The 9,030-nt window shown below is 65.2% G+C and carries 10 protein-coding genes; 1 reads left to right on the top strand and 9 read right to left on the bottom strand.

Features of this window, described 5'->3' with window-relative positions; genetic code table 11:
- Nucleotides 1–97: 97 nt before the first annotated feature.
- Nucleotides 98–1,126, bottom strand: coding sequence for a tRNA dihydrouridine synthase (locus tag H146_RS0113500; RefSeq protein ID WP_019952413.1), 1,029 nt, complete (start codon nt 1,124–1,126; stop codon nt 98–100).
- Between the two features lie 144 nt (nt 1,127–1,270).
- Here H146_RS0113500 and H146_RS19400 point away from each other — a divergent pair, with 144 nt between their 5' ends.
- Nucleotides 1,271–1,948 (top strand): GntR family transcriptional regulator, encoded by a 678-nt coding sequence (locus tag H146_RS19400; RefSeq protein ID WP_019952412.1) that lies wholly within the window; start codon nt 1,271–1,273, stop codon nt 1,946–1,948.
- Between the two features lie 19 nt (nt 1,949–1,967).
- On the opposite strand, the gene H146_RS0113490 is transcribed toward H146_RS19400, so the two are convergent.
- From H146_RS0113490 to H146_RS0113455, 8 genes are all read right to left on the bottom strand, one after another.
- The gene (locus tag H146_RS0113490) at nt 1,968–2,501 is read right to left on the bottom strand and encodes a chromate transporter (RefSeq protein ID WP_019952411.1); all 534 of its coding nucleotides are present in this window, start codon (nt 2,499–2,501) and stop codon (nt 1,968–1,970) included.
- The gene (locus tag H146_RS0113485; RefSeq protein ID WP_019952410.1) at nt 2,498–3,121 is read right to left on the bottom strand and encodes a chromate transporter; all 624 of its coding nucleotides are present in this window, start codon (nt 3,119–3,121) and stop codon (nt 2,498–2,500) included. The genes H146_RS0113490 and H146_RS0113485 overlap by 4 nt, the downstream gene beginning before the upstream one ends.
- A gap of 2 nt (nt 3,122–3,123) precedes the next feature.
- Nucleotides 3,124–4,746, bottom strand: a complete 1,623-nt coding sequence (locus H146_RS0113480) for a gamma-glutamyltransferase family protein (RefSeq protein WP_019952409.1) — start codon at nt 4,744–4,746, stop codon at nt 3,124–3,126.
- Nucleotides 4,747–4,878: 132 nt separating this feature from the next.
- Entirely contained in the window at nt 4,879–5,517 is a 639-nt protein-coding gene (locus H146_RS0113475; RefSeq protein ID WP_019952408.1) for an IMPACT family protein, read from the bottom strand.
- Between the two features lie 13 nt (nt 5,518–5,530).
- Nucleotides 5,531–6,010 (bottom strand): transcriptional repressor LexA, encoded by a 480-nt coding sequence (gene lexA / locus H146_RS0113470; protein WP_019952407.1) that lies wholly within the window; start codon nt 6,008–6,010, stop codon nt 5,531–5,533.
- A 116-nt stretch (nt 6,011–6,126) separates the two neighbouring features.
- Nucleotides 6,127–7,110, bottom strand: coding sequence for an oligopeptide/dipeptide ABC transporter ATP-binding protein (locus tag H146_RS0113465; RefSeq protein WP_019952406.1), 984 nt, complete (start codon nt 7,108–7,110; stop codon nt 6,127–6,129).
- On the bottom strand, nt 7,107–8,120 hold the full coding sequence (locus H146_RS0113460; protein WP_019952405.1) for an ABC transporter ATP-binding protein: 1,014 nt from the start codon (nt 8,118–8,120) through the stop codon (nt 7,107–7,109). Before H146_RS0113460 ends, H146_RS0113465 begins: the two co-directional genes overlap by 4 nt.
- Entirely contained in the window at nt 8,120–9,028 is a 909-nt protein-coding gene (locus H146_RS0113455; protein ID WP_019952404.1) for an ABC transporter permease, read from the bottom strand. Before H146_RS0113455 ends, H146_RS0113460 begins: the two co-directional genes overlap by 1 nt.
- Nucleotides 9,029–9,030 lie beyond the last annotated feature (2 nt).

Below are 9,030 nucleotides of genomic sequence, written 5' to 3'. Positions count from 1 at the left end.
CGAGTTCGGGGTAAGTTAATGGCATGAGCCGTATACGTGGCCCGTATGTACGGTTCTGTGAGAGGGATGAGGCGGTAACGCCTCACCCTACTCGATGTTATGGTGTCGCGGACTGCGGCGCTTCGCGACTTTCGCGCAGCGCCGCCAAAAACGTCGCCAGGTCGCGGATGCGTTTGAGATGCGCAAAATGCGCCGCCGCCTCGCTATCATGCTGGCTCATGATGCTGAGCCACTGCTTGAGAAGTGACAGCACCACCCCGGGGCCAGTCTCGCCGCCGAGCTGTGCCACATAGTCCAGCAGCACGCCGACGCGGTCGCTCCAGCGCGTGGCGGGCAGCGTTTCGCCGCTGTACTGCCAGTGGCGAATGCGTGCCGCCAGCCAGGGGTCGGCCAGCGCCGCTCGGCCCAGCATTACATCGCGGCAGCCGCTTACCTCGCGGGCACTGTGCCAGGCCTCCAGCGTCCAGATATCGCCGTTGACCACCACCGGGACGCCGGCTCGCTCGCGGATGCGTGCCACCCACGCCCAGTGAGCCGGCGGCCGGTAGCCTTCTCGGCGGGTACGTGCGTGCACCACCAAACGCGCCGCCCCGCCATCCTCCGCGGCACGGGCGCACTCCAGCGCCAGCGTCTTGTCGTCAAAGCCGAGCCGCAGCTTGGCGGTTACCGGCACACCGCTGCCCGCCAGGGCTCGCGATACGCCATCGACCGCCTCGAAAACGCGCTGCGGTGTTTTCAGAAGCGAAGCCCCGCCGTCGTGGCGATTGACCGTTCTGGCCGGGCAGCCAAAATTCATGTCCACCGCCGTTGCGCCCAGTGCCGCGGCGACACGGGCGTTTTCGCCCAGCATATCGGCGCGTGAGCCCAGAAGCTGCAGGTGTATGGGGACACCGGAAGCCGTACGGGCGCCGTGGGCCAGCTCCGGACAGAAGCGCTGAAAGACCCGCCCGGGCAGTCGGGTGTCGGTGACCCGCACGAACTCGGTCACGCCCCAGTCGAAACCGCCCAGCCCGGTCAGCAGGGCGCGGGTACGTGAGTCGATGACCCCCTCCATGGGAGCAAGGCCTATGGCGCCGGTGCGTGCGTACGGCAGGTCGTTGGGGCAGGTGGGCAGAGGCGCGCTCATGACAATTCCATAATCGTACAGCGGTTGTAGCGCTTCCATAATGATGAGCGCCGCCGTTTTGGCAAGGGTTGGCGCTCGAGATGATAGGATGTGACGCTATCGATATCGATAACCGTTGGGGCAGTGGCCGGAAGGAGCAGCAGGATGACGAAGGGATCCCGTGCGGTACGGATCTATCACGGCCTGCGCGAGCAGATCATGCTTGGCGCGCGTGAGGCCGGCACGGCAGTGACCGAGATCGCGCTGGCGCGCGAGTTCGACGCCAGTCAGGGCACGGTGCGCGAGGCGCTGATGCGTCTTGCCGAGGATGGTCTGGTGGTGCGTGACGGCTACCGTGGCACCCATGTGGCGACCATCTCCGTCGATGAGGCCGAGGCGCTGCTGGCGCTGCGGCTGCAGCTGGAGCGTCGCGGTATCGTCCGCGCGCGGGCGGTCATCGACAGCGACGGGATCGACGAACTGGCGGCGCTGATCGACGCCATGCGCGAGCAGGTGCTGGCCGGCAACGACTACGCGCTGGTGCAGCGCGACCACGACTTTCACCTGACGCTTTTTCGCCACGCCGAGCTGCCGCTGCTGGCGCCGGTGCTGTCACGCTGCATGCTGCACATACATCGGCTGTCGCTCAGTGCCAGCCACCGACTGCGCAACGACGACGAACACCGTGACGCGATGCTCGTCTCGGTGGCGCGCCACAGCATGATCGTCGATGCCCTGCGCGAGGGCAGCGACGAGCAGGCGCAGGAGGTGATCGACGACCATATCCGCACCGTCTGGCAGGCCGGGCTGCGGGGCCTGGTAGAGGCCACCACACCGCGCTGAACACGCCTGCGAGCGGCGCTCAGCCGCCCAGAAAGAGCGCGCCGTAGCCCAGCCCCAGGCAGACCACCAGCGCCGGATGAATCCTGGTGCCCATCAACAGCGCCGCGGCCACTGCGCCAATGCCCAGCGTGCTCCACAGCCCGGCGCTGGATACGCCCTCGCTGAAAAACGACCACACCAGTGCGCCCATCAGCACCATGATCACCGGACGCACCCACTGGCTCATCGACTTGACCTTGATCGAGTCGCGATAGCGGGTCAGCAGCCCCAGCGCGCACAGCATCAGCAAAAGCGAGGGCGTGACAGTGGCCAATACCGCGATCACCGCACCGAAAGGGCCTGCGACATCATAGCCGATATAGCCCGCCATTTTGGTGGCGATGGGGCTGGGCAGTGAGTTGCCCAGCGCCAGCGTCTCGGCGAAGTGCTGCGAGGTCATCCAGCCGTAGCGGCCCACGACCTCATTTTCGATCAGCGGGATAATCGCCGGGCCGCCGCCGTAACCGATCATGTTGGGAATGAAGAAGGCGAGAAACAGCTGCCAGTAGATCATGTCCCGGACTCCTCGTTATGACCCTTGCGACGCCTTTGCCAACGCTGCTTCCAGCGCTTTTTCCAGCCTTTCTCGGGACGCAACAGGGCAGCGACCAGCAGCGCTGCGATCACGATGCCCGGGTGGATGCCGAGTGCGTAGATCAGCCCCGCGGCCACCAGCCCCATCAGGGCGGCGATCCACCAGCCCAGCGTCTGGCGCGATTTCTGCCAGAAATCCCACGTCAGCTGCACCATCATGATCATCACCACCGGCACCACCCCCTGGCCCATGCCGGCAATCCAGCGCTGATCGCGGTAGGCCATGTAGAGGCCCAGCAGCGCGATCATGGCGATAATGCAGGGCAGTGTGACCGCCAGCACGGCGTTGATTGCCCCCATCGTGCCGGCCACCCGGTAACCGATGGTGCCGGCCATCTTGGTGGCAATGGGTCCGGGCAGAGTATTGCCGATGGCGAGCACGTCGGAGAACTCGTCGTCGCTCATCCACCCGTAGCGCTTGACCGCCTCGGCGTGTACCAGCGGAATCATCGACGGCCCGCCGCCAAAACCGAGCAGCCCGATGCGGGTAAAGGCAAGGCACAGGCCCAGCTGACGTTTCGTATAGCGCTTGTCGGCCATGATCAGAGCACTGCGATGGCCGCGTCGGTGCGCGGCTCGGTACCGCCACACAGCACGCCGCTGCGCGGATCGCGAATGATCATCTGGCCGCGGCCGAAGCTTGCATAGTCGAAGGCGTAGCTGATCTGGTGGCCGCGCTCGGCCATCTGACGCAGCAGATGGGGCGGGTAGCCGTGCTCGATGGCGATCTGGCGGCCACCGGTCCACTGCCAGCGCGGCGCATCGAGCGCCGCCTGCGGATTGAGACCGAAGTCGACCAGGTTCATCACCACCTGCATATGGCCCTGGGGCTGCATGAAACCGCCCATCACGCCGAAGGGGCCGAGCGCCTCGCCGTCACGGGTCAGAAAGCCGGGAATAATGGTGTGAAAGGTCTTGCGTCGCGGTGCCACCACGTTGATGTGATCGGGGTCCATGCTGAAACCGTGGCCACGGTTGTGCAGCGCGATACCGGTGCCGGGAATCACCACCCCGGAGCCGAAGTTGTGGTAGTTGCTCTGGATGAACGACACCATGTTGCCCTCGCCGTCGGCGGTGGCGAGATAGACCGTGCCGCCGGCCCGGGGTTTGCCCGGTGTGGGGTCGAGGGCGCGGCTGCCGATCTCGGCACGGCGCGCGGCGCCGTAGGCCTCGCTGAGCAGCGTCTCGACGCCGACCTTCATGTAGTCGGGCTGAGTGACGAACTGGTGGCCGTCGGTGTAGGCGAGTTTCATCGCTTCGCACTGGCGGTGCAGCACGCTGATATCGTCACGTGAATGCAGATCGTGATCGCTTCGCAGCATGTTGAGCGCCATCAGGGCGACGATGCCCTGGCCATTGGGGGGAATCTCCCATACATCCACGCCGCGATAGTTGACGCTGATCGGCTCGACCCACTCTACCTCGTGAGCGGCGAGATCCTCCTTGCGCAGATAGCCGCCGGTCGCGCGCGAAAAGGCATCGATCCTATCTGCCAGTTCACCGCGGTAGAAGCTCTCGCAGTGGGTTGCGGCGAGCGACTCGAGGGTGGTGGCGTGGCGCTCGCTGGCAAACACCTCGCCCGGTTCGGGGGCGCGGCCCTGCGGCGCGAAGAGATCGAACCAGCCCAGCGTCGACTCCTCGGTGAACTCGGGGCGAAAGCGCTGCACGGCGCGCTTCCACTGCTCGCTGATCTCCGGTGACACCGGAAAACCGTCGCGCGCCAGACGAACTGCCGGTGCCAGCAGTTCGGCGAACGGCAGTCGGCCGAAGCGCTCCGACAGCGCTGCCCACGCCGAGGGGGCGCCGGGTACGTTGACCGGCGTCCAGCCGTACAGCGGCATTTTCTCGTGGCCTGCCTGCTGAACCGCCTCGCGCGTCAGGGTGGCGGGGGAGTGGCCGCTGGCGTTAAGACCGTGCAGCCGCTTTTCATCCCGCATCCACACCTGGGCGAAAACATCGCCGCCGATGCCGTTGGCGGTGGGCTCGACTACCGTCAGCGCTGCGGCGGTGGCGATGGCGGCATCCACCGCATTGCCGCCGCGCGCCAGCATATCGCGGCCGACCTGCGCGGCCTGCGGCTGGGAGGCGGCAACCATACCGCCGGTGGCGTAGGTGGCGCTGCGGATCGAGGGGTAAGGATTGTGGCGCGAGAAGGGCAGACGCATGGCGCGAAGTATCTCCTGTGCAGGGTTATGGCAAGAAGTGGGGCAGTGCCGTCGTCAGGCAGGGCTGATTATCGATAACGATAATGGCAAAAGGGCGCGACGTCACCACTCCCACTTTACCCTGTCGCCGGATCAGGCGTTGGTTGTGGCAGCGTCGACGATACCCAGTCGTCCGCGCAGACGCACTTCGAGGGCATCCAGATGCGGCTCGCGATCGGCCGGCCAGGCGATGCTCAGGGTGACGCCGCGGGCGTCGTGGTCAGCCGCGGCGATGGTGGCGTCGTGCTCCTCGGCCCAGCGGCGCAGCTCGTGTTCGAGGGCGAAGTCGGTGGTCAGCACCAGCGTTAGGCGGGGTATGAACTCGACCCTCGGCAGCGTCTCCAGCGTCTGCGCCAGCGCCTTTGAGTAGGCCCGTGCCAGTCCACCGGTGCCCAGCCTGGTGCCGCCGAAGTAGCGGATCACCACCGCCGCGATCCGGCCCAGCCCGCTGCCGGCCAGCACCTGGTACATGGGCCGTCCGGCGGTGCCGCCGGGCTCACCGTCGTCGGCGAAACCGATGGCGTTCTGCTCGTCGGGCGCGCCGGCGATGAAGGCCGAACAGTGGTGGCTGGCGTCGGGGTGGTCGCGCCGCGCGGCGTCGATCAACTGCTGGACGGCCTCCACCGTAGCGGCGTAGCCCACGCGGGTGATAAAGCGGCTTTTCTGTACTTCCAGCTCGCCCTCGTGCCAGCTGCCTTCGGCGACGTCGGGAATCGGATAGCGTTGTTGCATCTCGACGGGTGAATCAGGCCGCGGTAGGCGCGGGCCGGCGGGCCACGCCCATCACCAGCCCCAGCACCTGCACATCATCGTTTTTCAGATAGATCGGCGGCATCGTCTCGTTGGCGGGCTGTAGCCTGACACCGGAGTGGTCGATATAGACCTTCTTCAGGGTAACCTCCTGGTTGTTGATCATCACCACCGCAGTCTCGCCGTTCTCCGCCGACTCCAGTTTCTCGATGATGATGATATCGCCATCGTGGATATTGCAGTCGATCATCGAATCGCCGCGCACCCGCAGGGCATAGGTGTTGCGCCGCACCATGCGCGAGGGGACCTGTACCGTCTCGCTGTCGGCGCAGGCCTCGATCGGCATGCCGGCGGAGACGGTGCCCAACAGTGGGATATCGACCAGCTCGTCGGGGTCGATCTCCTCCCAGGCTTCTTCGGCCAATGGAATATTGGGGGTGCGGTGCAGAAAACGGGGCTCGGCGTGACTCGACATGGTGCAGTTCCCTCGAGGGTAGCAGGCTGTCCGGCGCTCAAACGGGATCCGGTTTTTCCTCCATCCTCGCACAAAAAACGCGTGCCGGGTAATGGGCATCGCCGCTCGGAGGAGAGTCAGACTTCGGCGCCGATAGAGACGTTCAACGGATAGTGGCATCTATAGCGACGTTCATCCCCGCGGGCCCACTGTGGTATCTGACTGGCGCAGTCGGGATGGGCATGGGGGCAGCGAGGATGAAATTCACAGCCCGTTGGCCGATTCAACGGGCTGGGGACCTCACCGGTCAGGGAAGGGCTGTCATGGCGCTTGTCGGGATCCGGCTCGGGGTTGGCAGCCAGCAGCGCTTCGGTATAGGGGTGCCGCGGATGCGCAAAGATAGCGTCGGTCGGCCCCTGCTCGACGAAGCGGCCGAGATACATGATGGCCATGCTATCAGTGACATGACGGACAAGATTAAGGTTGTGGGTAATGATCAGCATGGCGACGCCCGTGCGACGTTGCACGTCGTTGAGCAGGTTGAGTACCTCGCCCTGCACTGACATGTCGAGCCCCGCGGTGGGCTCATCGGCGACCAGCAGCACAGGGTCGAGCGCCAGTGCCCGGGCCACTCCCACGCGTCGCGCCTGGCCGCCCGAAAGCTGATGCGGATAGCGGCCGACGAACTCTTTGGGTAGTCCTGCCATCTCCAGCAGTCGTTCGGCCTCGGCGCGGCCGCCGCGCCGGCCATGGATACGCAACGGCTCGGTCACCAACGACTTTACCGTCAGCCGCGGTGAAAGTGAGCCGACAGGATCCTGCCACATCATCGACATCTGCCGCCGCAGGCGCGCCCACTCGCGGCCTGAAGCGCGTACCATGTCGCTGCCGGCGAAGACGATGGACCCGCTGTGTGCCCTCTTGAGGCCCAGAAGTGTACGGGCGACAGTGGACTTGCCGGAGCCGCTTTCACCGACCAGGCCCAGCGTCCGGCCGGCTTCGAGGGTGAAGGAGACGTCACGCACGGCCTCGAAATCGTGTGGCTCGCCGCGCAGTGCTGCAGCGATGCGCCCCTGGCGCGGGTAACGAATGTATAGCTTGTCGACCTCCAGCAGGCTCACGTTTTGCCCTCCTCGGGATTCAGCAGATGACAGCGTGCGCCGTGATGCGTCTGTGCGACGTAAAGCGGCGGATGGTCGCTGGCGCAGCGCCCCCACGCCTGCGGGCAGCGCGCGCGGAAGGCACAGCCGACAGGTGGGCGACGCAGGTCGGGCAGGCTGCCCGGAATGGTCGGCAGCTGTCGGGTAGCGATGCCAATACGGGCCGGGTCGCACGCCAGCAGCGCCTGGGTATAGGGGTGCTGCGGGTGGTGAAAAATCTGCCTGGCGCTTCCCTTCTCGACCATCTCACCGGCGTACATCACCGCCACGTCGTCGCAGAGCTCGGCCACCGTGCCGAGGTGGTGCGAGACAAACAGCACCGCGCAGCCAAAGCGCTGCTGGAGCTCGCGCAGGAGATCGACGATCTGCATCTCGAGCGTGGCATCGAGAGCCGTTGTGGGCTCATCGGCGATCAGCAGGTCGGGGCGGGTCAACAGGGCCATGGCGATACAGACGCGCTGCCGCATGCCGCCCGATAGCTGGTGTGGATAGACGTCGAGTCTGGCGGCCGGATCGGGAATCTGTACCTGACCCAGAAATTCGATCGCGCGCGCACGTTTTTCGGCTTTCGAGAGTGACTCGCGGTACTGGATGTCGATCATTTGCCGCCCGATGTTGAGCACCGGATTAAGCGCGGTCATCGGATCCTGGAAAATCATCGCGATGCGTCGGCCGCGCAGATCGCGCCAGCCGGCGGCGTTCAGACCGGCCAGATCTCTGTCCCCCATGCGGATCGCTCCATTGACCACCCGGGCGTTATCGGCCAACAGGCCGATCAGTGAGTAGGCGAGGGTGGACTTGCCGCAGCCGCTCTCTCCCACAAGGCCCAGCACGCGCCCTTTCTGTACCTCGAGGGAGACATCGCGCAGCGCATGAACGGTACCGCCGGCGGTGTCGAAGTCCACCGACAGCGAATCGATGGCCACCAGCGGCCCGGCGTCAGCCGCCGTCGTATTCCCGGTGAGCGCCATTAGTGGGTTCTCCTCAGTCTGGGGTCAAAGATGTCACGCAGCGCTTCGCCCATGAAAGTGAATCCCAGGGTAACCAGAATAATCGGAATCGACCCGCTGATGACCGGCCATGGCGAATTGCGGATGAAGTTGTAGCCATCGTTGAGGATGACGCCCCATGAAGGCGTTGGCGGGCGTACTCCCATACCCAGAAAGCTCAGTCCTGCCTCGGTGGCAATCACCAGGGGGACATCCATGGAGGCAAGAATCAGCAGTGGTCCCAGCACATTGGGTAGTACGTGTACGAAAAGAATGCGTGCTATGCCGGCTCCCATGGCGCGCTCGGCGAGAATGAATTCGACGTTTTTCAGTGCCAGCGTCTGGGTGCGCACGATGCGGGCATAGATGGGTATCGAGGTGATCGCCACGACCAGAATGACGGTGAACAGGCTGGGGCCGATAATGGTCACTACAGCAAGGCCGAAGACGATGGTTGGAAAGGAGCGCAGGGCGTCGAAGATCAGCAGCAGGGTATTGTCCAGCCAGCGCGGCCCCAGTCCTGCTATCAGACCCAGCGACAGACCACCGGTAAGTGCTGCACCAAGGGCGGCAGCGGCAACCAGCATGGCGACGCGGCCGCCAGCAATGACGCGACTCAGCAGGTCGCGACCGAGATTGTCGGTCCCCAGCCAGTGTTCTGGCGAAGGGGGCGCCATACGCGGACCGGTCATGATGGCGGTGGGGTCGTAGGGAGCAAGCCAGGGGGCAAAAATGGCGGCGAAGACGATCAGCGCAACCAATACAAAGCCGATCGCACCGCTGCGGTTGCCGCCAACAAGGCGCAGGCTGCGCGTGAGCAATGAGGGTTCCGACAACAGCCTGTCGTCGGCATCCGGCGCTGTGGGGGAGGTGGCCGAGGTCTCGTTCATGG

The sequence above is a fragment of the Kushneria aurantia DSM 21353 genome (assembly GCF_000382245.1).
GTDB classification, from domain to species: Bacteria; Pseudomonadota; Gammaproteobacteria; order Pseudomonadales; family Halomonadaceae; genus Kushneria; species Kushneria aurantia.
This window is presented reverse-complemented; position numbering and strand designations above follow the sequence as displayed.